Genomic DNA, 21,605 nt, shown 5'->3' on the forward strand with positions numbered 1-21,605 from the left:
CGACAAAGACATAAGCGCTCAACGTCCGTCAATTTGGAATCGTAACCGCGCGCTTAAGACGCATCACTGATTCACTATTTCTGCCACATTTGTGGCTAGTACATCTTTGCACGGACAATTGACCTCCCCTTAATTGTCACTAAGGTGCAACACTAACAATCTAATCTAACGGTGTTGTCCACCAGCCTACTGCGCAGTGAGATAAACCTAATAGACGCACATGCTTGGAATGAGGAAAGCAAATGAGCACAGCACTACAGCAGTTGAAACAGCATTCAACTATTGTTGCCGATACCGGCGATATCGACGCGATACGTAAGCATCAACCGCAAGATGCGACAACGAATCCATCACTGTTACTTAAAGCCAGTGAAATTGAGGCGTATAAACCGTATCTAGACAAAGCATGGAGCTACGCAAAGTCACAAAGTGATGATGCAGGCGTGCAACTTGAATTAGCCTGTGACTATTTTGCTGTGTTGATTGGTAAAGAGATTTCTGACATCGTTCCGGGCTACATCTCGACAGAAGTAGATGCCCGTTTATCGTTTGACACCCAAGCAACGATTGCTAAAGCCAAGCAACTACTCGCGTTATACGACCTAGAAGGTGTTAGCCGTGACAAGATCCTTATCAAGATTGCGTCAACATGGGAAGGCATCAAAGCGGCTGAGCAATTAGAGCAAGAAGGTATTCGCTGTAACTTGACCTTGTTATTTAGTGAAGCTCAAGCACGCGCCTGTGCAGACGCGAATGTATACCTTATCTCTCCGTTCGTTGGTCGTATTCTGGATTGGCATGTTGCCAATGGTATGGCAAAGCCGACCGACCCATTAGCAGACCCTGGCGTTCAGTCAGTGCGCAGCATTTATGACTTCTACAAGAGCCATGGTTACAACACGATTGTAATGGGCGCGAGCTTTAGAAACGTGGGTGAAATTCTTGCGTTGACTGGCTGTGATCGTTTAACGATCAGTCCAGCTCTATTAGAAGAGTTGGAGCAATTGCCAGCGAATACTGACTATTTACTAGCTCAACCAAGCAGTGTATCTGCAAAGCCAGCAGCGCTAAGCGAAAGCGAGTTCCGTTGGTTACATAACCAAGACGCGATGGCAACAGAGAAACTCGCTGAAGGCATTCGCTCTTTTGCCCAAGCACAACTCGATTTGGAAGCCCGCTTCAAAGCACTATAAAACGCCCTCTTTCATACCCAAAATAAACACGCCAGCACTACGCTGGCGCGTTTGTAATAAAAACATCACTTTCTTGTAACCTTGTATAAACAATTTCGTTTTACTTTTGCACTTTCTATGGTATAGATTCATTGCGTTAGTTATACAGGAGAGTGTCATGGATAGTCTGAACGAACTAATAAAAATAATAGATGGTCATGAAGACCGTAAGACGTCCGGTTGTAATAAAAAACGTAAATGGCGCGAAATTGAAGCACTCAAAGACAAGCAACGTCTTCGTAAAGAACTACAAGAACTAGATCTTTTCAGCGACGACATTAGCTTAGAAGAACTCGATTTCTAGCATATAAAAGGAGCAACCTCGTTGCTCCTTTTTTTACGTCTACAGATTACATATTTGTCGCAACAGTTCGCTGCGCTTGATGGACGCTATTACACTTGCTCAGGTAGCAACCAGTTAATCGGTTCCTTACCTTGGCGAGCGAGCGCTTCATTCGCTTTTGAAAAGTGCTTACAGCCAAAAAAGCCACGATGGGCTGATAGTGGTGATGGGTGAGGTCCGCTTAAAACGATGTGTTTATCGGTATCTATGTGTTTACCCTTTTTCTGGGCATGCGCCCCCCACAACAAAAAGACAATCCCGTCTCCAAGTTCATTGAGCTTCGCAATAACGACATCAGTAAAACGCTCCCAACCTAGATGTTTATGGGAATGTGCCTGCCCTTCTTCAACCGTGAGTACCGTGTTCAACAACAGCACACCTTGTTGTGCCCATGATTGTAAATAGCCATGACTAGGAATGGTAAAACCATCGATGTCTTGCGCTAACTCTTTGTACATATTTGCAAGTGAAGGAGGTGGTTTGACCCCAGGCAACACCGAAAAGCACAAACCGTGTGCTTGGTTAGGCCCATGATACGGGTCTTGGCCAAGTATCACGACCTTCACCTCGTCAAATACAGTTGCTCTAAACGCTTCGAATACCAACTCTTGCGGAGGGTATATATTCACACCTTCATCGCGACGTTGCTGTACGTAGTTGAGCGTATCTTGAAAGTAAGCGTGTTGTTTTTGTTCAGCGAGTAAATCTGTCCACGAAGTCATTAACGTCTCTCATCCATTAAAAAACGGCCATAAAGACCGTTTTTGTATTGAGTCACAAGCTTATCAAACTAGCCTAATTTCGCCAGCATCGCTTCACGTAATTGTTGATACTCTGTGGACATAGACTCTGCTAAACACGGCTTAGCCAAGGCATCAGCTAATGCTTTTGGCATCGCAATATCCAGCTCAAGAATGCTGTCTACACTGTCTTTGAATTTTGCTGGGTGTGCTGTTGCAAGGAATATTCCCTGATTATTGGCCGCTAAATCCGCTTTCAACCCTTCATACGCAATCGCAGTGTGTGGCTCAGCAACATACCCCATCGCTTGCAATTCTTTCATCGCAGCAGCGGTTGTAGCTTCGTCAACGCCATGTGAATAAAAGTCGTCATAGCTAAAATCGCCATTGTCCAACATGGTTTGCACACGTGGCCAGTTGTTAGGGCGACTTACATCCATCGCGTTTGATAGCGACTCTAAGGTGTCATTAGGTTGCCACTGCTTGGAGTCAAGGTAACGTGGCACCGTGTCATTTTGATTTGTCGTTGCTGACAGTTTAGCGACAGGCAATCCTATCACCGCTGCGATCATCGCTGCACAGACATTACCGAAGTTACCACTTGGAACCGAGATATGAGCCTGCGCTCTTTGCTCTTTTGGTAACTGCGCCACCGCTTCAAAGTAATAACATACTTGTGCTAATAAACGACTGATATTAATAGAGTTAGCTGAGTTTAAACCCAGTTTTGATTTTAACTCTTCATCTAAAAATGCGTCTTTAACCATTGCTTGGCAATCATCAAATGAACCGTTGACACTGTAGCAGTGCACGTTACCGCCTAGGGTAGTAAATAGTTTTTGCTGCGCTTGTGAAATCTTGCCTTCCGGGTACAGAATCACCACATCGATGTTTTCTTTGCCATAAAATGCATGCGCTACGGCCGCACCGGTATCACCACTTGTCGCGGTTAAAATTGTTACTTTTTCGCCCTGGCTGAATTGCGCCAAACATTGCGCCATGAAGCGCCCGCCGAAATCTTTGAACGCTAAAGTAGGACCATGAAATAGCTCTAAACAATGAAGGTTATCTGCCACTTTCACCAAAGGTGCTGGGAAAGTAAATGCCCCTTCAACCATGTGTGCAATCGTTTCGTCGCTGAGTTCATCACCGAGTAAATGACGCAGCACTTTTGCGCTGCGGGTAACAAAATCCAACTCCAATAATGCGTCTACATCTTTCAGTGGTGTTAGGTTTTGTGGAAAGAACACGCCTTGGTTGCGACCGAGACCGGTTTTGACAGCTTCGACAAACGATACCTTTTGGTCATGATCCTTTAAATTATATAACTGCATTACTTTTGTTCCTCATTCATTTGGCGTGTGCCCGCCCAGTCAAGTTGGCAAACGTGACTAAAACCGTGTTCATTAATGTAATGTGCTTTGAGCCACTCATCGCATTGTTGCGCTGTGTGTAGGTTGTCGCACAAGGCAAACAGAGTCGGTCCAGCGCCAGATATACTCACTGCTTTTGCGCCTATTGCTAGCAGCGACTTTTGCGCTCCACTGAAGCCTTCAATCAACGCCGCGCGATGCGGCTCTGCCACTGTATCTATCATAATTGATAGCGCTTGCTCTGATTTGTTTTGTAGCATTAAGGTGCAAAACGCACTGAGCCTTTGCGCAAATTCAACGCTGTGATGCATGTCGAGTTGCTTAGGCAACACCGCGCGCGCTTTCGCTGTATTTAATGTAAACCCTGGAAACGCAACAACGGGATACCAATTTTCAGGTGTCGCAATCGCCAAAGACTTACCGGGAATAAGCTCCGCTGTCAGTTGCAATCCACCCAAAAAGCATGGGGTGATGTTGTCATAGTGGCGCCCGCCACTGACTTTCGCTTCAAAGTCAGCCATCAACTCAATAAGGGCTTCATCTGACAGCTGCGTTTGCGCAAACTTATCCAAAGCGGCAATGGTCGCTACGACGGAACATGCACTTGAACCTAAGCCAGAACCAATGGGTAGGTTCTTAACTAATTCAAGGCGGACGGGAGGCATTGATGGTGCCACAGTTTCTTTAAAATGCGCCAAACACATGTAAGCAAGGTTTTCTTCTGGGTTGCTAGGCAGTTTATGAGCATATTCACCACTGCAAACAAACTCTGTTTGCTCACTGGCGCTCACTTTCACCACATCCCCCAGTAACGAACCATCAATTGGCGCTATTGCCGCGCCAAGTGCATCAAAACCTACAGCGAAATTTCCAATTGAGGCAGGAGCATATACTTCTATCATATCTCTCTCCTATCGAGGCAGTGTTTTGAGAACATCAGCAAATACACCCGCCGCCGTAACTTCAGCACCAGCACCGTAGCCACGGATAACAAATGGTTTAGGTTGATAGTACGCGCTCAGAATCGCTAATGCATTCTCACCATCACGGATATCATATAAAGCATGCTCGTTATCAACTGCTTCAATACCGACTCGGCATTTACCATTATCTATGGTACCCACGTAGCGAAGTACTTTTCCTTGTGCCTTCGCCGAAGAGACTTTGTCAGCAAAGTCATCATCCAACTGTGGCAGCTTTGCCATAAACTCATCTACGCCTAACCCTTGTGCAAAGCCCTCAGGTAACACTGATTCAACCTCGATATCATCTAGTTCCAACTCCAGACCTGATTCGCGAGCAATAATTAATAGTTTGCGCGCTACGTCTGTGCCCGATAGGTCATCACGAGGATCTGGCTCAGTGAAACCATTTGCTTTGGCTTTTTGCGTCGCCTCTGACAGTGATAAGCCATCACTGATCACACCAAACATATAAGAAAGTGATCCCGATAAGATGCCACTGAAATGCAATAGCTCATCACCTGCTCCAAACAGCGATTGTAAGTTATCCAGTACGGGTAAGCCTGCTCCCACATTGGTCTCATATAGGAAGCGGCGATTGTGCATTTGAGCAGCGCGCTTTAACTCGCGGTAATACGCCATCGAACTGGTGTTGGCCTTTTTATTCGCCGCAACCACATGAAATCCTGAGTTAAGAAAATCGGCATATTGAGCCGCTAACGCACCTGAAGAACTACAATCAACAATCACTGGGTTGATCAGGTGGTTTTGCTTCACAAACTGTTCAACCAGTTTTAAATCAAATTGCTGCGCGCAATTGGCCAAATCATCTTGCCACGTGTCGAGATTCACTTCATCGCTGTTGAGTAGCATATGTCTTGAGTTGGCAATACCGCGTACTTTGAGTTTGACATTACGCTGCTTTAACCACTGCTGCTGCTTTTGAACTTGGTTAAGTAATTCACTGCCCACTAAACCACACCCCAGCAAAAACACATCGATTGAAGGAATATGGGTAAAGAAGTTTTCATGACACACTTTGACAGCGTCATTACACAGTTCGCCGTCAATAACGGCTGAAATAGAGCTCTCAGTTGAGTCTTGTGCAATAGCGACTATATTCACTTGCGCCTGCGCTAAAGAAGCAAAGAATTTTGCCGCCAAACCTTTGTGCGCACGCATGTTGTCGCCCACTAAAGTTACAATAGCGAGATTGCGTTGTACCTGTACAGGCTCAATCAACCCAGCTTTAGATTCCAGCTCAAATGCTGATTCCAGTGCCTTAAGTGCCAACGCTAAATCTTGTTGATGAACACAAAAGCTGATACTGAACTCACAGCTCGATTGCGTGATCATGACGATTGAAACGTTATCGGTGGCCAAGGCACTGAACACCTTTGCCGCCATCCCGACTTTCCCCTTCATGCCAGGGCCGGACACGGTCAGCATCGCTAAGTCTTGTAAACTAGAAAGTGCCTTTACAGGCTCTGATGACACATTTTCATCACTAATTAATGAACCTGGCGCTTTTGGGTCATGGGTGTTTTTGATTTCACACGGTACACCCGCTTTGGCGCAGGGCACAATCGTTTTTGGGTGCAATACTTTGGCGCCGAAATAGGAAAGTTCCATTGCTTCTTTGTAGGAAAGGAAGTCCACTTTCTGAGCGCTTTTGATGTATCTTGGATCAGCACTGTAAACACCGTCCACATCGGTCCAAATTTGGCATACTTCAGCTTCTAAACACGCTGCTGCCACCGCCGCTGAGTAGTCAGAGCCATTGCGACCCAATGTAGTCAACTCACCTTGCTCATTGGCCCCAGTAAAACCAGGCATAATGCACACCTGTGCAGGATTCGCTTTTAAATACGCTTGAAACTTAACTTTAGACGCGTCGAGGTCCACTTCTGCGTCGAGATACCCACCTACGGAACTCACTACATCCTGCGCTGATAAATAATGTGCACCTAGGTCGTGCAGAAGTGCCTGCATAAGCGCCACACTAACACGCTCGCCAAAACTGATTACATATGCTGTAACCGAATCAGGACACAGGCCGAGCATCTCAACCCCATCTAACTTCTGTTTTAATGCATTGAAATCTGGCCAGTTACTAGGTTCTCTTGATACCTCAGAAATCTCACGTTTTAATGTGTGCGCACGCTCATAGAATTGTTGCCACGCCCTTTCAAAACCATTTCCTGCTTGCGCTAACTCCGCCAACTCAACCAGAGAATCCGTCATGCCGCCGGGTGCTGACAACACCAATAACATGTTTTCTCTGAGCTCAGCCCTTACAATGTCACTCACCTGCTTTAAGCATCTTGCATCAGCAAGCGATGAACCTCCGAATTTTAATACCTGCATAATTTCCTCATTCCCCGTACGTTCCGCTCTTACTTTAGGTCAGTGGCAAGCGATTGGCTTTAAGCCAAAAAAAAGGCCTATGCTGCGTAGCATAGGCCTTTATATTCTGCGCACTGACCCATGCCACTATCCGCTACGGATGATGGTTGTAATAATCGTGGTCAGTGTTGTGTAATTTGTATTCATGCCTTAAGACTGCACGAAAATGACTATTTCTGTCAACAGCAAATATCAAGAATGAATATGCTTTTTTTGCATGTTAGTAATTAATAAATGCCAAATTTATGCAGAACACTTTTCAATTGTTCACCTTGGAGAGGCTTAGCAATAAAATCAAGCGCGCCTAAAGCTCGTGCTTTATTACGCATTTGCTCCTGCACATCGGCCGATATGACAACAACAAAAGTCTCTACTTTTCTTTGTTTTAGTTTCTGCAATACAGCAATACCATCCAAATTTGGCATCGTTAAATCTAAGCACAATAAATCAAAATGCTGTTGTTGCAGCTGCTGCAATGCTTGTACTCCGTCAGCGGCAAAGGTGCATTCGCATGTGAGATATTTTTGCAATGCCTTCGCAACTTGCTTCCTAGCTATCGTCGAATCATCACAAATAAGAACATTAAAAGCCATCTAAAGCTCGTAAAGACAATTTTAAGCGCAAAATAATTCCTTAATACCAATAAGTTAACAGGGTAACTTTAGGCATTATATTTTGTTAATCGGTGGCCTTTAAGCTATTCTTTTATTTATTTTTTCGCAAACCTTGGCTAAATTAGAGTTGAGGTACTACACAATAAAATTAAAAACCACTTTGGATCAGTAATACCTTTATTTTTTGAGTTCATCAGGGCCAAGTTCGCGCATGTTGCATAATAGTTTGTCAAAAAAGCTGTTGACCAGTGTTCTATCAGTGTACTTCGTGCTCACTTTTGTGGTCACTTGCGGCCAAATTTTCGCTGAGTATTTCAACACAAAAAGCTATATTCGCGATGAACTCCATACCTTACAAAAAACCTTCAGTGGCAGCTTAACTCGGGCAATATGGGAGCTAAACGTCGATCAAAGCGTGACCATTGCAGAAGGCCTAATCGCAATCCCTATGGTTGAAGGCATTATCGTGCGTGATGACAGTGGCGAAGTGATTTCGCAATTAGGCCGATCACTGGATATTCGCGAACTTTATTCGCAACAACTCGTGCAAGACGCATCGATTATTGAAGATACGCCTTCTGGCTTGTTTGGTTACACCTTCCCGCTTATTTTCGAATTTTCTGGACGCGCGACTCAAGTTGGGGATGTCACCTTATTTTCAAGTCGTGATGTAGTTGTTAGTCGTATTATTGTCTCCATCTACCTATTAGTTGGTAACGCCATGATCAAAACGACCTTTTTGATCTTGTTATTCTTAATGGCATTTAGAAAACACCTTACATTGCCACTAAAACAACTAACTGAACAAATTGAATCTATTGAGCTGGATGATCTCGAGGGCACACGAATCGATGTGCATAACCAAGAGCAAAACGAGCTCAATGTAATGGCTCAGTCTTTCAATAACCTCATCAGCAAAGTTGTCGAATATCGCAATAAGCTCGACCTTACGCAAAAAGAGTTATTAAAGAGTAATGAAAAGCTGGACCAGCAAAACTTATTGTTAGAGCAAGAAGTCGCGCGCAAAACATCAAATTTAAGCCAAGCAATGATGGATTTGCAGCAGCAGAAATACGAACTGGAAAAGCAAAAACTCAACCTTACCGAAGAGATAGAGCTTCGTCGTCATACAGAACAAGAACTATTGACCAAACAAAGTGAGATGCAGCGCTACGTAGATGAATTAAACTTAGCTCAAGAACGCTTACTGGGCTCTGAAAAAATGGCGGCACTTGGAGGCCTCGTTGCGGGCATCACGCACGACATTAATACTCCTGTCGGCATCGGTGTCACTGCAACCTCATTCCTGCAAGAGCGCCTCAATGCAGTTGAACAAGCGTATCAAAACAAAACGCTTTCTCCCAAAGAGCTTGAAGAGTTTATTCAAGATGCTAAACAAAGTGCCGCACTACTGACGAGTAATCTAGACCGCGCGTCAGAGCTTGTTGCCAGCTTTAAGCAAATTGCTGTGGACCAAGCAAGTGAAGCCGTACGCACCATTAATTTCAAAGAGTACCTAGGCGAAGTAATTCGCTCACTGCACCCGAAACTGAAAAAAACGAAACATGAAATTGCCATTACTTGCCCAGATGATTTAGTACTTAACTTACCAGCTGGTGCGATTAGTCAGATTTTCACAAACCTCATAATGAACTCGCTGATTCATGGCTTTGAAGGCATCACCCATGGCAACATCAATATCGATGTAACAGAGCAAGATGGTCGCGTGCTAATCAACTACCGTGATGATGGTCGTGGTGTGAATGAAGAACAACTCGACAAGCTTTTTGACCCTTTCTTTACGACCAAACGCGATCAAGGCGGCAGTGGTTTAGGCACACACATCACCTTTAACCTCGTTAAACAAACGCTCGGTGGTGATATTGAGGTCAGTAGTAAACCTAATGAAGGCCTGCAATATATGATCACCATTCCAAAAGACATGCCAAAGCCCATGCAAATGTTTAATTAGGTCGATAACTCCTGCTATGATGACACCACAATAAAACAGCGCCGTGTGCGCTCCATGGAAGTATATTTATGTGGTTTAGTAACTTAATTTGTTACCGCTTTAAGCAAGACATTAGCTATGAACAAGAAGACTTTGAAAAAGCACTTGAGCAGGACCTTTTCCGCCCTTGCGGGAGCCAAGATTTAACAACCTTTGGTTGGACCAAAGCATTCGGCAAGCATGGCCAAACTCTGAGCCATTTCTCTAAGAACTCAATTTTAGTCTGTGCTAAACGTGAAGAGAAAGTACTTCCTGCATCAGTCGTAAATGAGATGGTGCAAGAGAAAATTGATCAACTAGAAGCGCAAGAAAACAGACGCGTCGCCAAAAAAGAAAAAGACGAGTTAAAAGAAAACGTTTTGAATATGTTGCTACCGCAAGCATTCAAAAAATCGAGTTTACAATTCGCGTTTATCGATATGGAAAACGGCTGGGTTGTAGTCAACAGTGCCAGTTTCAATAAAGCTGAAGAATTACTCGCTTTATTACGTAAATCATTAGGCACGCTGCCAGTTGTACCAGCGTTTGCAAACTATGATCTCGGCTTATTTTTAACGACTTGGTTAAAAGAGTTCAATGCACCAGAAGGCTTTGCGATTGGATTGGATGCCGAATTGCAAGAACCTGATGACAATGGCGCGCAAGTAAAACTAAAAGGCCATGACTTATCAACGGAAGAAGTGACCAATCACCTTGTGAGTGGTAAAGAAGTAACTAAACTGGCACTGGAATACCAAGAGCGCATTAAATTCATCTTGCAAAACGATGGTTCAATTAAGCGCATGAATTATGCGGAAGTGCTCAAAGAAGAAAACGCTGATATTCCTAAGGAAGATTTGGCAGTAAAACTGGATGCGGACTTTATCCTTGCATCAGAGGAAATCAAAGAGTTACTCGAGGCGCTGACAAAGCAACTGGGCGATTCTCAAGACCTATAAGTCATTTGTCTTCAGCCAATAAAAAAGAGCCTTCAATCAGGCTCTTTTTTATTACTTACATACAGTTAGCTAAACACGCTGCGCACATCTTTGACCATTTCTTGATATTCAGCATCGGCGAACACTTCCACAGATGGAATGATACCTTTATCCACATAGACGTTAAGCGCTGCTGACTTATCAGATACTTGTAAAATTCCTTCTAAAATAGCGCCCATACGTACAAAATCGACGAAATCGACATCTACGGGGCGATAATTTGGATCTGACCAGTTTTTCGCGACTTCAACAAACTCATCGGAAAAGTCCCACGCCGTCAAAATAGCCGCGCCAATCTTACCGGCTAATTTTTGAATCGCATGTGCTAAGAAACTTGGATTAGCAAACACTTCAGGATGCTTTTCTGCTTCCGTGAGGATGGGTAAAATACCGATATTATAGGTCAATGCGGCGAGCGTAATAGTCTCGGTGTTGATCAATTCATGGCGCTGACCTTCGCGATAGCGCTTCACTAGCACCATTGCATGACATGCTACCCGAATCGTCTTTTGCCACGCTTTGTCCATGTAGCCTTTAATAAGCTCATTTTGCGATACAAAAAGCTGCTCCATCGCCATCGCGGTGGCGATGTTCTTAATCTGCCTTAAGCCGATACGGGTAACGGCTTGGTTAATCGTGGTCACTTTTACAGAACGACTCATTAGAGCACTGTTTGCAACTTTAATCATACGCGCAGACAGCGCCGGATCTGTGGCAATTACATCCGCCATAGAATGCAATGTGATATCAGGGTCATCTGCGCTGTTTCGTACCTTCAAAGCCACTTCCGGCAAGGTAGGCAGCACTAGAGTGTCATTATTGATCCGATCTACTAAGATGGTTAGCAAAGCATTTTCTGTGGACATTATCGGATGTATCCTTTTCTGGGCAACGCTGTTGATGTACTTATAATTAGCTATAAGTTACCGATAAAGTTTAGAAAGTGATAGCGCAATTGCCCATTTATTTACGAAAATTCTTTGTCCTATAACATTTTTTATCATTGTCAGCACTCCGATGAATTGTTTAAATTACACAATTAATTTCAGCCTCTGCTGATGATAAGAACAAGTTAGGAAGCAACTTCGCCAAGTGTGTTCTAAATACTATTGGAACTTAATCCACTGCGAAGCTTTCCCCTTCACGATAACTAAAAATAGGCACATAAATTTGCTTCTTAACTGAAGTGAAAGGTGACTAGACAACAACGAGGAAACTCATGAGTAAACTTTCGAAAATTACCCAAGCCTTAGTAATAGCAGGTGTATTCACCCTTAGCGCATGCTCTGAGCAAACAGCCACACCACAACCTGAAGCACAAGCTCAACCTCAAGCGCAACAAAATGCAGCAGAAAAAGTGCAGCTGGTAAATATCGAACCTAGTCGCCTAGAGATCTATACGGATTTTGAGCTGAACACTGATTTGTCTCACCTTAGCGGTAATCAAAAGAAGATGCTCGCTAAGCTAATTGATGCTTCTAAAATCATGGACGACCTGTTCTGGAAGCAAGCGTTTTCAGGAAACAAAGCACAATTTTTAGCAAAACTTGAGAACAATGAAGCACAGCAATTTGCAGACATTAACTACGGTCCTTGGGATCGATTGAATGGCGATGAAGTTTTCTTATCTGGCTTCAAACCTAAAGCCGCTGGTGCCCAATTTTATCCAGCTGATATGAGCAAAGAAGAGTTGGAAGCCAGTGATGTGACGGATAAAACTGGCCTCTATTCAGTCATTAAGCGTGACGAGCAAGGCAAACTCTTTAGCGTGCCTTACTCACAAGAATACGCAACAGAGCTTCAAGCTGCCGCTAAATTACTTCGTGAAGCGAGCGAATTAGCAGATGACAAAGAGTTTGCTAATTACCTCAGTATGCGTGCTGATGCGTTGGTGAGTGATGATTATCAAGCGTCTGATTTCGCTTGGATGGACATGAAGAACAACCCAATCGATGTCGTTATTGGTCCAATTGAAACCTATGAAGACCAACTATTTGGCTACCGCGCAGCATTTGAGTCATACGTGCTAGTAAAAGACATGGCATGGAGTGAGCGCCTTGCAAAGTTTGCTCAATTCCTTCCTGAACTACAAACAGGTTTACCAGTAGCTGATGAGTATAAGCAAGAAGTGCCGGGTTCTGACGCAGACTTAAATGCCTATGACGTCATCTACTATGCAGGTCACTCAAATGCAGGCAGCAAAACAATTGCTATCAACCTACCAAATGATGAGCAAGTACAACTCGAAAAAGGGACTCGTCGCTTACAGCTTAAAAATGCGATGCGTGCTAAGTTCGATAAAATATTGATGCCAATCGCAGCGGAACTTATCGTGCCGGAGCAACGTAAACACATTACTTTTGATGCCTTTTTCGCTAATACCATGTTCCATGAAGTTGCTCATGGTTTAGGTATTAAAAACACCATCACAGGAAAAGGGACTGTGCGCCAATCACTTCAAGAACACGCTAGTGCTTTGGAAGAAGGTAAAGCGGATATCTTAGGCCTTTATATGGTTGAGCAATTGCTTAACAAGGGTGAAATCACCGAAGGCACCATTGAGGATTACTACGTTACCTTCATGGCGGGTATCTTCCGTTCAGTGCGTTTTGGTGCATCAAGCGCACACGGCAAAGCTAACATGATCCGTTTCAACTTTTTCAAGCAAGAAGGTGCCTTCTCTAAAGATGAAAACGGCTTATACAAAGTCGACATGGAAAAGATGGCTGCAGCGATGGCGAAGCTTTCTAATCTTATTCTGACATTACAAGGCGACGGTGATTACCAAAAAGTAGACCAATTGGTTGCAACTATGGGCGATATCAAACCTGAACTTGCTGCAGACCTAGAAAAATTAAGCAAAGCAAACATCCCTGTAGATGTAAACTTTGTACAAGGTAAAAAGGTACTTGGCTTACAGTAAGCCTAACTAGTTGATAGACAAAAAAGCCAGCACGTATGTGCTGGCTTTTTCAGTTTTGTAGTGAAGCATACACTGCTACATACTGGCAATGCATTCCACTTCAACTTTTGCGCCCAGTGCTAGCCCAGAAGCTGCAAAAGCACTGCGCGCAGGTAATATGTTAAAGAATGGCGTATATGCTTTATTAGCCTCAGGCCAATCAGCGATATCTGCAAGCATCAAAGTACATTTAACTATGTCATCATAAGACAAATTATGTTCCTCTAGAATGAAACCAATATTCTTCATAGCTTGATGCATCTGAGCACTTACATCATCGCCAGCCAACGCCATTGTCGTAGGTAAATTACCCAATTGACCCGATAAGAAAAGGAGCCCGTTTGCGCGTCGAGCCATAACAAAAGGCAGCGCTTCGTTGTCACCTAAATGCACAAATTGGCCATGCTTTATTACATGTTTAATGTGCTGCGTATTTTCTATGTGCTGCTGGGGGTCTTTATCAAGAATGACTAGGTCAGCACTTTTCCCCACCGCAATTGAGCCCGTGTTACCTTCAATTCCAATCACCGTTGCTCCGTTAATGGTCGCGGCTTGTATCGCTTCAAGCGGTGAAAGTCCGACCCGCTCAACAAGCAATTTCATTTCATGGTGGACCATAGGGGTGTCAGTATTAAAGCGGTCGCTTGTCACATCTGTGCCTGCAGATATAACAACTCCTGCTTCATGTGCAAGCTGGGTGAAGACAACCCCCCACTCATCTAGCAAGCGGCCTTTTTCACCCCTTTCATCCTTAGTCATGTCAAACACCGTTAGCGTAGAGTCCAATATCGCCCCCTGCTCCTTCATCGCCATAATTAATTCTGTGTAAGAACTGAGAGTCTTAGCTTGTGCTTTTTGGGTGTTAGTCAAAGCTACATTTTTGCGTCGCATCTCGTAAAAGTTATCAATTACTTGCGCTGCAAAATCCGCTGCATGAGAAATAGTTTCTACACCGCCTTCAACTCCCTGAAGGGGCGTTGCTGGGCCGATATAGGCATGAGACCACACTTTTAGACCGTGCTTTTTTGCTGCCAAACTGAGCTTTTGTACAACTTCTGCTGGAACACGGGCATAAATCTTAATCCCTGTTGCCCCCACTCCTTTGGTTCTTTGCATAATTGCGTCAAAGTCACTGTGCTCATCAACCGCCCTCATCCAATCTACAGCACCTGGTACTTCTCCTTTTGCTGACGCAATTGTGCGAGGATCAGAAAAGAATTCATCGCCACCGATGATGACTGAATAGAAGATATCGGGTGACTGGAAAAGGTCATTATCAGCGCGACGCTTGAGAGAACTAAGTACACGAGTATCGCCTCCCATATCTCTCACCGAGGTTACGCCACCTCGCAGTAAGTTACGTAAGCGTTGTCGCGTTATGCGGTCATTATCACTGCCATCTGGAGAGGTGGCATGGTGAACATGCGTATCAATAAGTCCTGGAATCACAAATTTATCACTTAAATCCAGCTGAATTACATCGCGAGGGAATTGCGTTGACCCCGCAGGAACAATGCCTCTGACCTTGTCGTCCTCAATCAATATGGTTTTATTTCGAATCACAGTTAACTGTTCTACATCGACAATATTGACATTTTGCAACGCAATTTGCTGTGCATATAAAATGGGCGATGACAGAAGTGCCATACCCAGTAACGCCGAACTTATTGTTTTTTTCATAATCAGGTCATGAGGTTAGGAGTTGTTACCTCCACAGTAACCGTGATTAGAGTTGGGTTACACTACATTTAAGTTTATAGTTTATGAACTTTTAGTTCATATTTTTTATCAATGAATCAGCTTGAAGCCATTCGTGCCTTTTGTTTAGTTGCTCAGCACAAGAGCTTTACACTTGCAGCCCAGCAGATGCATGTATCCGTTACTATGGTCAGTCGCTATGTTAAGAATTTAGAGCAACATCTGGGGTGTTTACTAATAAAACGGAACACGCGAAAAATATTCCTAACAGAGATAGGAACCCGCTATTTCGAACAAATTAAACCGCTCATCAACCAGTTTGAAGCGGTAAACACGCAGATATCTGATCTCAGTAGCACGCCTCAAGGGACGCTCACCCTATCGACTAGCACAGAGCTTGGCAGTCTTTATTTTGTGGAGTTAGTTGATAAATACCAACGCGCTTATCCAGACGTTAAACTCGATATCCACTTAACCAATACACCTGTCGATTTGTTTAACAGTGAAGTTGATTTAGTTTTTCGAATAGCACCGGCTTTGCCAGATGCCAATCATATTGCACAGACGATTTGCCATTCATCTTTATCGTTATGGGCAAGTCCTGATTATTTGAAAAAATTTGGCACACCTAAATCGATATCGGAGTTAAATCAGCATCGGTTACTCTTCTTTAAGCACAACGTGAGAAAAAACCAGTGGCTTTTTGCGCTTGGGGGGAGCACATAAGCCAACAATTTGATTGGACGATGACGTCGAATAGCGGGCGATTTCTCAATGAGGCTGCAGCAGCAGCCCAAGGTATTATTCAAGCTCCTAAATACTCAGTTAATCACTACGTTGAACAAGGTAAACTGGTAGAGGTTTTGCCCCAATACACCCTTTCACCTTTGACCATTGCAGCTATTTATCCTCATCGATATGCGCTCTCTAACCGAGTAAAGTCATTCGTTGAGTTCGCCAGAGATTATTTTTCTAATCATCCGATCCCTTAAACGTTAGCTCGGGCGTCCAATACAGTAATACTCAAAGCCATGTCTTTGCAGTTGTTCACGCTCGAATAAATTTCGGCCATCAAAGACAACTGCCTCATGCAGAGATTGTCTAAGGAATTTAAAATCAGGTGCGCGAAATGCCTCCCACTCTGTACAAATAAGCAAAGCATCACACCCTTCTATCGCCTCTTCTTTGCTATTACAAATTAAAACTTCTTTAACACCTTGATATATTTGTGCTATCGCCGAACCCGCTTTTGGGTCGAAAGCTTGCACGCGAGCTCCCATGTCAATCAGCGCGTTAATCGTTACACGGCTCGGTGCTTCACGAATATCATCGGTGTTTGGTTTGAATGCGAGTCCCCACACAGCGAAGGTTTTGCCACTGAGGTTTGTTCCGTAGCGAGACACAATTTTATGCACCAAGCTCATCTTTTGCTGTTCATTAGTTTGTTTGACTGATTCCAAAAGCTGATTTTTAACTTCGTAGGCCTTCGCCATACTCAACATGGCATCGATGTCTTTAGGAAAACAACTGCCACCAAAACCAAGTCCAGGATAAATGAAGTGGTACCCTATGCGCGGATCAGATCCAATCCCGAGGCGTACTTGCTCGATATCAGCGCCCATTTTCTCGGCAATATTCGCCATTTCATTAATAAAGGATATCTTCGTGGCCAACATACAATTGGCGGCATATTTGGTGAGCTCGGCGCTGCGCCGATCCATCGCGATAATTTTGTCACGTTGGCGACAAAACGGCGCATATAATTCCCTGAGCGTGGCCAAAGTAGACGAGTCTGTCGCCCCGATGATAATTCTATCAGGGCTGCGGCAATCGCCCACGGCGGCGCCCTCTTTGAGAAACTCGGGATTGGAAGCAACATCAATGTGCAAGTACTCACAGGCTCGGCGCTCCAACTCGCCTGAAATGATCGCCGCTACTTCATCGGCGGTGCCAACGGGAACAGTCGATTTATTGACTACAATTTTATCGGATTCCATACGTTGGCCAATGGTCTTAGCTACGGCTCGCACAGCACTTAAGTCCGCACTGCCGTCTGCGGAGCTAGGGGTACCTACAGCGATAAAAAGAATATCGGAAAATGCCACACCTTGTGCAGAATCAGTTGTAAACATGAGTCGTTGTTGATTGATATTACGTACGACTAACTCTTCGAGCCCAGGTTCAAAGATGGGTATCACACCTTGTCCTAATTTCTCGACACGCTTGGGATCAATATCAACGCAGCAGACCTGGTGTCCAGCTTCTGCAAATACTGCCGCTTGTACTAGCCCTACATAACCTGAACCAAAAATTGTAACTCGCATAATCCTTGCTCTTTGCTGTTTCACACAGCCTTAGCTTGCAAAGCGAGTATTACACTGCCATGGCGTAACCATGGCAGTCTTGTGACAGCTTAGTGATAAAGCAGAAAAGCGAGCAGGCCAAAGCCAAGTATTAAGCGGTAGATCACAAATGGCATCATGCCCATGCGCTCAATGAATCTGAGGAATAAAAAGATGCATGCGTAGGCGGCAACAAACGACAAACCAGCACCCAGGATTAGCGCATGCCAGTCAACCGCTTCCTCACCCGTAGCCAGTTGAATTGTTTTTATTAATCCCATACCGCCAATCACGGGAACGGACAGGAGAAATGAAAAGCGAGCCGCACTCTCTTTTGTCAGACCCAAAAATAGCCCCGCGGTCATGGTAATACCAGAGCGCGAAGTACCCGGTATGAGCGCAATCGCCTGAGCACAACCAATTATTAGCGCGGTTTTCCAGTTTAATTGGTAAATATTGCGTACCTGCTTAGCCTTCACATCGGCCCACCACAATACTAAACCAAAGAAGATAGTTGTGATGGCAATGACGATAGCTGCGCGAAGATGTTGTTCAATCAGATCTTCAAACAGCTTACCTGCTAAGCCTGCAGGAATAGTCGCTAGGATAATATACCAGCCAAGCTTGCTGTCATCGGTTGCACCTTGCGGGCCAAAAGATTTGAACCAGGCTACGAGGATATCGCCAATTTCTTTACGGAAGTAAATCATGACAGCCAATAAAGAGCCAACGTGAACAGCCACGTCAAACGCCAAGCCTTGATCTTGCCAGCCAAGTAATTGAGACGGAAGAATAAGGTGAGCAGAACTAGAAATAGGTAAAAATTCGGTCAGTCCTTGAATTAACGCCAATACCACAATCGCTAAAATACTCATTCAATCGTAACCTTCCATAGGTTTTGTTTTGATTTATCATAGGCCTGCCACAACTGCTCGATCGTTGCGTTGGCCACAGGGTGAAAAAAGTCAGGAGCAATCTCAAATAAGGGCCACAGCACAAAGGCATTCTTGGTTATTTCATCGCGAGGGATTTGCGCGGGCGTTTGGCAAATGACATCGTCATAGAAAAGTAAGTCTAAATCGAGGGTGCGCGGACTAAATTTTTTGTCTTGCGGGGTGCGACCATTATCGCGTTCTATTTGCTTTAAAATCTTACAAACTTGTTCAAGGCTTAATTCAGTATCCGCGCCTGCTACAGAGTTATAAAAATTATTGCCATTGAAGCCAACCGCCTCGCTTTCATAGACACTTGAGTGGTTCAACTCGCCAAAATGCGCTTGCAAAGCCTGCAAACCATTAAGTAGGTTTGAACGTTTATTAATGTTAGAGCCAAGGCTAATATAAATGCGTGCCATCGTTAGTTTTTGCTTCGTACTATCTTTACGCCCACCGTTTTCGCTGCTGGAACAGCGGCAGGTTTACTCACAGTAATACTCACTCGAGGAGTGTTGAACTCTTCAAGAATCAACGCAGCCAGTTGCTCCACTAGGGTCTCCAGTAACTCCACGGGTTTGGCTATGCAGTGCTCAGTGACGCGTTGACTCACCTGAGCGTAATCTATGGTGTGGGCTAAATCATCACTCAGTGCAGCTTTAGATAAGTCACAATCCATCTCAATGTCGAAATAAAGGCTTTGTTTACTTTCCTTCTCAAAGTCGTACACTCCTATTATGGTGTCGACTCTGAGCTGTGATATATAGACAGTGTCCATCTCTTGGCTCCAATAATAGCTGGTCGGATACCTAAAAGGGATTAAACTCAGTACCCTTACGCGTCGTCAATGCACTCAGCGCTTTATCAGCGGCTGTTATGCACCTGCGTAAACTAATTTATGAGCGGCGATGATAGCTTAAAAAGTACAATTAAAAAATAAGGATGACAGTGTTAGCGGCGTTAATGTGCATTTTTGCTTACCTTTTAGGTTCGGTCTCTTCAGCCGTGCTGATCAGCCACCTATTTGCGCTGCCAGATCCTCGTCAAGCTGGTTCAAAAAACCCCGGCGCGACCAATGTGCTGCGAATAGGCGGAAAATTACCCGCGGCCATGGTGCTCGCATTCGATATACTGAAAGGCACCATCCCTGTTTGGGGCGCATATTTCATGGGGATTGACCCTATCCACCTTGGACTCGTTGCAGTATGTGCTTGTCTTGGTCACATTTTCCCACTGTTTTTCGGATTCAAAGGCGGCAAAGCTGTCGCTACTGCTTTTGGTGCGCTGTTACCTATCGGCTTGTCCTTAGGAGGGTTATTGATCCTAACTTGGGGCGTGGTGGTAGCTATAACGCGTTACTCTTCACTTGCCGCTTTAGTCACTGTGTCACTGGCCCCTTTGTATACCTGGCTAATTAAACCTTTGTATACCTTACCTGTAACGTTTTTGACTGTACTGATCATAATCAGACATCACGCCAACATTGTACGTTTGCTTAAAGGGACAGAACCGAAAGTGGGAAAGAAAAAGAGGGAGGCAGCGCCAGAAGATTAACCCCCAGCGCTGATTACCTTAACGGATACTAGGCAATGTATCTATCGGCCATCGCGGCTGAACTTTGGTGTCCATCGTGGCCGTTTGCCCAGCCTTAAGGCGCTGCATACCGGCATAAGCGATCATGGCACCATTGTCGGTGCAAAAAGCAGGACGCGGGTAAAAGACTTCTCCTTGCATCCCCTGCATCACCTTTTCTAACTGTTCACGCAAATAGGTGTTCGCACTTACGCCGCCAGCGATAACGAGACGTTTAATCCCTGTCTCTTTGAGCGCACGCTTACACTTAATAGCAAGAGTATCAATTACAGCAGTTTGGAACGCATGGGCAATGTCCGCTTTTGTTTGCTCATCATCACCTTCACTGCGAATTGTGTTAGCAGCAAATGTTTTCAAGCCACTGAAACTAAAATCCAAACCAGGTCGGTCGGTCATTGGACGCGGGAATTTAAAGCGCAGTGGTGTGCCCTTTTCAGCCAACTTTGCCAACAGTGGACCACCGGGGTAATCAAGGCCCAGTAACTTAGCAGTTTTATCAAACGCCTCACCGGCAGCATCATCCACCGATTCACCCAACACTTCATACTCACCGATAGCGCTTACCTTCACAAGCAAGGTATGGCCGCCGGAAACAAGCAGCGCCACGAATGGAAATTCAGGCACTTTTTCTTCTAACATCGGTGCAAGTAAATGACCTTCCATATGATGCACAGCTACCGTTGGTAGCTTCCAACCGTAGGCCAGCGATCGCGCGATCGACGATCCTACGAGTAAAGCACCGACTAGACCTGGTCCTGCTGTATAAGCAACGCCATCCAGATCCTCAGGGCCACAATTCGCTTCAGCAAATGCCGCTTCAATGAGCGGTAGGGTTTTGCGAACATGGTCACGAGACGCCAACTCTGGCACTACGCCGCCGTAGTCAGCATGCATTTTTACTTGGCTGTAAAGCTGATGGGCTAACAAACCTTGTTCGTCATCATATATGGCGATCCCGGTTTCGTCACAGGATGATTCAATCCCCAAAATGCGCAATGTGTGTCTCCTTTGAGAGCTGGGTGGCTTGGTACGGCCGCATATTTTACCCGCTTGCTGCAATTTTACCAGTATTGTGATATTTATTCTTTACACGCGTGGGTAAGTCGGATTACAATGCCGCACCATTTTTGAACCACATGATCATTATTTGATCAGATGAGTGAAGCTCATTAAGTTAGGTAGGTGAATTTTTAATGCCAGTAATCAAAGTAAGAGAAAACGAGCCGTTTGACGTAGCTCTACGCCGCTTCAAGCGTTCATGTGAAAAAGCAGGTATCCTTTCAGAAGTTCGTCGTCGCGAGCACTATGAAAAGCCAACTGCTGCGCGTAAGCGTAAAAAAGCAGCTGCTGTTAAGCGTCACATGAAAAAGCTTTCTCGCGATAACGCACGTCGCGTTAAATTATACTAATCACTGTCCGG

General features: G+C 44.7%; 21 protein-coding genes. 9 read left to right on the forward strand and 12 right to left on the reverse strand.

The window, feature by feature from the left end:
- The first annotated feature begins 242 nt into the window (after positions 1-242).
- Positions 243-1,193 (forward strand): transaldolase, encoded by a 951-nt coding sequence (gene tal, locus ACH19P_RS14680; protein WP_462159262.1) that lies wholly within the window; start codon positions 243-245, stop codon positions 1,191-1,193.
- Between the two features lie 157 nt (positions 1,194-1,350).
- Positions 1,351-1,536 carry a DUF3545 family protein gene (locus tag ACH19P_RS14685; protein ID WP_462159263.1) on the forward strand — a complete coding sequence of 62 codons (186 nt, stop codon included), beginning with the start codon at positions 1,351-1,353 and terminating at the stop codon, positions 1,534-1,536.
- Positions 1,537-1,625: 89 nt separating this feature from the next.
- Here ACH19P_RS14685 and ung read toward each other — a convergent pair whose 3' ends face one another.
- From ung to ACH19P_RS14710, 5 genes are all read right to left on the reverse strand, one after another.
- Positions 1,626-2,297 carry a uracil-DNA glycosylase gene (gene ung, locus ACH19P_RS14690; RefSeq protein ID WP_462159264.1) on the reverse strand — a complete coding sequence of 224 codons (672 nt, stop codon included), beginning with the start codon at positions 2,295-2,297 and terminating at the stop codon, positions 1,626-1,628.
- Positions 2,298-2,365: 68 nt separating this feature from the next.
- Positions 2,366-3,649 (reverse strand): threonine synthase, encoded by a 1,284-nt coding sequence (gene thrC / locus ACH19P_RS14695; protein ID WP_462159266.1) that lies wholly within the window; start codon positions 3,647-3,649, stop codon positions 2,366-2,368.
- Positions 3,649-4,590, reverse strand: a complete 942-nt coding sequence (gene thrB / locus ACH19P_RS14700; protein ID WP_462159267.1) for a homoserine kinase — start codon at positions 4,588-4,590, stop codon at positions 3,649-3,651. The genes thrC and thrB overlap by 1 nt, the downstream gene beginning before the upstream one ends.
- A 9-nt stretch (positions 4,591-4,599) precedes the next feature.
- The gene (thrA, locus tag ACH19P_RS14705) at positions 4,600-7,017 is read right to left on the reverse strand and encodes a bifunctional aspartate kinase/homoserine dehydrogenase I (RefSeq protein WP_462159268.1); all 2,418 of its coding nucleotides are present in this window, start codon (positions 7,015-7,017) and stop codon (positions 4,600-4,602) included.
- 266 nt (positions 7,018-7,283) lie between these two features.
- On the reverse strand, positions 7,284-7,649 hold the full coding sequence (locus ACH19P_RS14710) for a response regulator (RefSeq protein ID WP_462159269.1): 366 nt from the start codon (positions 7,647-7,649) through the stop codon (positions 7,284-7,286).
- A 232-nt stretch (positions 7,650-7,881) separates the two neighbouring features.
- Between ACH19P_RS14710 and ACH19P_RS14715 the strand changes: the two genes are divergently transcribed.
- Both ACH19P_RS14715 and rdgC read left to right on the forward strand, forming a co-directional pair.
- Positions 7,882-9,642 carry an ATP-binding protein gene (locus ACH19P_RS14715; protein WP_462159270.1) on the forward strand — a complete coding sequence of 587 codons (1,761 nt, stop codon included), beginning with the start codon at positions 7,882-7,884 and terminating at the stop codon, positions 9,640-9,642.
- Between the two features lie 68 nt (positions 9,643-9,710).
- The gene (gene rdgC, locus ACH19P_RS14720; protein ID WP_462159271.1) at positions 9,711-10,619 is read left to right on the forward strand and encodes a recombination-associated protein RdgC; all 909 of its coding nucleotides are present in this window, start codon (positions 9,711-9,713) and stop codon (positions 10,617-10,619) included.
- A 65-nt stretch (positions 10,620-10,684) separates the two neighbouring features.
- Here rdgC and ACH19P_RS14725 read toward each other — a convergent pair whose 3' ends face one another.
- Positions 10,685-11,524, reverse strand: a complete 840-nt coding sequence (locus ACH19P_RS14725; RefSeq protein ID WP_462159272.1) for an HDOD domain-containing protein — start codon at positions 11,522-11,524, stop codon at positions 10,685-10,687.
- A 353-nt stretch (positions 11,525-11,877) separates the two neighbouring features.
- On the opposite strand from ACH19P_RS14725, the gene ACH19P_RS14730 reads away from it, so the two are divergent.
- Positions 11,878-13,581 carry a dipeptidyl-peptidase 3 family protein gene (locus ACH19P_RS14730; protein WP_462159273.1) on the forward strand — a complete coding sequence of 568 codons (1,704 nt, stop codon included), beginning with the start codon at positions 11,878-11,880 and terminating at the stop codon, positions 13,579-13,581.
- Between the two features lie 75 nt (positions 13,582-13,656).
- Here the strand turns inward: ACH19P_RS14730 and ACH19P_RS14735 are convergent, their stop codons facing one another.
- On the reverse strand, positions 13,657-15,300 hold the full coding sequence (locus ACH19P_RS14735) for an amidohydrolase family protein (RefSeq protein WP_462159275.1): 1,644 nt from the start codon (positions 15,298-15,300) through the stop codon (positions 13,657-13,659).
- 111 nt (positions 15,301-15,411) lie between these two features.
- On the opposite strand from ACH19P_RS14735, the gene ACH19P_RS14740 reads away from it, so the two are divergent.
- Positions 15,412-16,044 carry a LysR family transcriptional regulator gene (locus ACH19P_RS14740; protein ID WP_462159276.1) on the forward strand — a complete coding sequence of 211 codons (633 nt, stop codon included), beginning with the start codon at positions 15,412-15,414 and terminating at the stop codon, positions 16,042-16,044.
- Positions 16,045-16,064: 20 nt separating this feature from the next.
- Positions 16,065-16,310 carry a LysR substrate-binding domain-containing protein gene (locus ACH19P_RS14745; RefSeq protein ID WP_462159277.1) on the forward strand — a complete coding sequence of 82 codons (246 nt, stop codon included), beginning with the start codon at positions 16,065-16,067 and terminating at the stop codon, positions 16,308-16,310.
- A 3-nt stretch (positions 16,311-16,313) separates the two neighbouring features.
- On the opposite strand, the gene ACH19P_RS14750 is transcribed toward ACH19P_RS14745, so the two are convergent.
- From ACH19P_RS14750 to folB, 4 genes are all read right to left on the reverse strand, one after another.
- A complete protein-coding gene (locus tag ACH19P_RS14750; protein ID WP_462159278.1) occupies positions 16,314-17,642 on the reverse strand; it encodes a UDP-glucose dehydrogenase family protein in 1,329 nt (442 codons plus the stop codon).
- An 89-nt stretch (positions 17,643-17,731) separates the two neighbouring features.
- Positions 17,732-18,535, reverse strand: a complete 804-nt coding sequence (locus ACH19P_RS14755) for an undecaprenyl-diphosphate phosphatase (RefSeq protein WP_462159279.1) — start codon at positions 18,533-18,535, stop codon at positions 17,732-17,734.
- Positions 18,532-19,014: a 2-amino-4-hydroxy-6-hydroxymethyldihydropteridine diphosphokinase gene (gene folK, locus ACH19P_RS14760; protein WP_462159280.1), complete on the reverse strand. Its 483-nt coding sequence runs from the start codon at positions 19,012-19,014 to the stop codon at positions 18,532-18,534. The genes ACH19P_RS14755 and folK overlap by 4 nt, the downstream gene beginning before the upstream one ends.
- Before the next feature lie 2 nt (positions 19,015-19,016).
- Complete coding sequence (folB, locus tag ACH19P_RS14765) at positions 19,017-19,370, reverse strand: dihydroneopterin aldolase (RefSeq protein WP_462159281.1); 354 nt, start codon at positions 19,368-19,370, stop codon at positions 19,017-19,019.
- Positions 19,371-19,540: 170 nt separating this feature from the next.
- Between folB and plsY the strand changes: the two genes are divergently transcribed.
- Positions 19,541-20,146, forward strand: a complete 606-nt coding sequence (gene plsY, locus ACH19P_RS14770; protein WP_462159371.1) for a glycerol-3-phosphate 1-O-acyltransferase PlsY — start codon at positions 19,541-19,543, stop codon at positions 20,144-20,146.
- 18 nt (positions 20,147-20,164) lie between these two features.
- On the opposite strand, the gene tsaD is transcribed toward plsY, so the two are convergent.
- Positions 20,165-21,181 carry a tRNA (adenosine(37)-N6)-threonylcarbamoyltransferase complex transferase subunit TsaD gene (gene tsaD, locus ACH19P_RS14775; protein WP_462159282.1) on the reverse strand — a complete coding sequence of 339 codons (1,017 nt, stop codon included), beginning with the start codon at positions 21,179-21,181 and terminating at the stop codon, positions 20,165-20,167.
- A gap of 197 nt (positions 21,182-21,378) precedes the next feature.
- On the opposite strand from tsaD, the gene rpsU reads away from it, so the two are divergent.
- Positions 21,379-21,594 carry a 30S ribosomal protein S21 gene (rpsU, locus tag ACH19P_RS14780; RefSeq protein ID WP_347390341.1) on the forward strand — a complete coding sequence of 72 codons (216 nt, stop codon included), beginning with the start codon at positions 21,379-21,381 and terminating at the stop codon, positions 21,592-21,594.
- Positions 21,595-21,605 lie beyond the last annotated feature (11 nt).

It is taken from the genome of Pseudoalteromonas sp. GB56 (genome assembly GCF_054923835.1).